1 protein-coding gene is annotated in these 1,971 nt (G+C 62.2%); it reads right to left on the reverse strand.

Annotated elements, in window-relative coordinates:
- Nucleotides 1-54 precede the first annotated feature (54 nt).
- Nucleotides 55-1,713 (reverse strand): Na/Pi cotransporter family protein, encoded by a 1,659-nt coding sequence (locus F8N49_RS27465; RefSeq protein WP_151553289.1) that lies wholly within the window; start codon nucleotides 1,711-1,713, stop codon nucleotides 55-57.
- Nucleotides 1,714-1,971 lie beyond the last annotated feature (258 nt).

Consider the following 1,971-nt stretch of genomic DNA (forward strand, 5'->3'; position numbering starts at 1 on the left):
GATGACGGTCTCAAGGCTGAACCACTGTAACTGACTGGCCCCAGCCCCAGACGTTCAAGGCGAATGCGTAATGTCGGCCATGTCATCCACCGCCAGCGCGCCGGTGTCCGCCGTTTCCAGCACCACATAGGCGCTGCTGCAGAACAGCGAATTGAGCCGTTTCATGTCGGCGATCAACTCCAGATGCAGCGAGCTGGTCTCCAGGCTCTGCACGATCTTGCGTTGCAAACGGCTGACGTGTGCATGGGCCAGACGCCGTTCCTGCGCACGAAAGCGGCGTTTCTCCCGCAACAACTGCCGCGCGCTTTCGCGGTCGCCGCTGAGAAACACCGACAGGCCCAGGCGCAGGTTGGCGATCAATTGCTGTTGCAGCCCGGCAAGATCTTCCAGGCCCTCTTCGGAAAACGAACGGCGCTGCGAAGTCTTCTGCTGCTGGATCTTGCGCAGCATGCGCTCGATCAGGTCGGCGGCGAGTTTCAGGTTGATCGCCAGCTCAATGATCTCGGCCCAGCGCCGACTGTCGTGCTCGCCGAGATCCTCGCGGGGCATCTGCGCCAAATACAACTTGATCGCGCTGTACAGCGCCTCGACGTCGTCGGTCAGGCGGCGCATCTCTTGGGTGACGGCGGTCTGCTTGCCGCGCAGCACGTCGAGGGAGGCGTCGAGCATGTTGTCGAGCAGATCGCCCATGCGCAGGGTTTCCCGCGCGGCATTGGCCAGCGCCAGGCTCGGCGTGACCAGTGCGGTCGGGTCGAGATGGCGCGGTTTGGCGGTGCCGTTGACCTCCGGCCGCTCCGGCAGCAGCCACGCACAAAGCCGCGCCATCGGCCCGACGCTGGGCAGCAGGATCAGGCAGCGCGCGGTGTTGTAGAGCAGGTGGAAGCCGATGACCATTTCCTGCGGGCTGAAATCGAGGCTGTCGATCCAGTGCACCAGCGGGTCGAGCACCGGGATGATCAGCAGCAAACCGATCAATTTGTACAACAGACTGCCCAGCGCAACCTGGCGGCCGGCGGCGTTCTGCATGCTGGTGCTCATGAAGGCAAGGATGCCGCTGCCGATGTTGGCGCCGATCACCAGACCGATCGCCACCGGCAGGCTGATCACCGCAGCACCGGCCAATGTAGCGGTGAGCAGCACGGCGGCGAGGCTGGAGTAGGAAATCATCGCGAACAGCGCGCCGACCAGGGCGTCGAGAAGAATGTCGCCGGTCAGCGAGGCAAAAATCACCTTCACCCCCTGCGCGTGAGTAATCGGCGCGGCGGCCTCGACGATTAATTGCAGGGCGATAATGATCAGCCCCAGCCCGATCGACACCCGGCCCATTTGCCCGAGCCGCGTCTGTTTGCGCGACAGAAAGAAAATCACCCCGAGGAAAATCAGCAGCGGCGACAGCCACGACAGATCGAGGGTCAGCACCCGCGCCATCAACGCGGTACCGACATCGGCGCCCAGCATGGTCGCCAGCGCCGGGGTCAGCGCCATCAGGCCCTGGCCGACAAACGAGGTGACCAGCATCGCCGTGGCGTTGCTGCTCTGCACCATCGCGGTGACGAGAATACCGGCGATGAACGCCAGCCATTTCTTCGACATGTTCTGGCCGATCACATGTCGCAGATTGGTGCCATAAACCCGCAGGATGCCGGTTCGGACGATATGCGTGCCCCAGATCAACAGGGCGACGGCGGACAGCAGATTGAGCAGGGTGAGCATGCAGACCCCCTGTAGTAGCAGCGCCCCAGAGGGGCAAGTGAACGGCACCGCGCGGTTTCTACGTTTTTGATACTTAAGCTGTAGTTGGCGAACGGTCTCGGCGCCAGCATTGCACAGCTAAAGCGTGGATTGAAACAAAAGTGTCATGAGAAGCGCTTCATACACTCCCATTTAAATCAACGCCGCCCCTGTGGGAGCTGGCTTGCCAGCGATGGCGTCGGCACAACCAACATTGATGTCGCCTGACATTCCGCTATC

It is taken from the genome of Pseudomonas sp. GXM4, assembly GCF_008923895.1.
GTDB classification, from domain to species: Bacteria; Pseudomonadota; Gammaproteobacteria; order Pseudomonadales; family Pseudomonadaceae; genus Aquipseudomonas; species Aquipseudomonas atacamensis.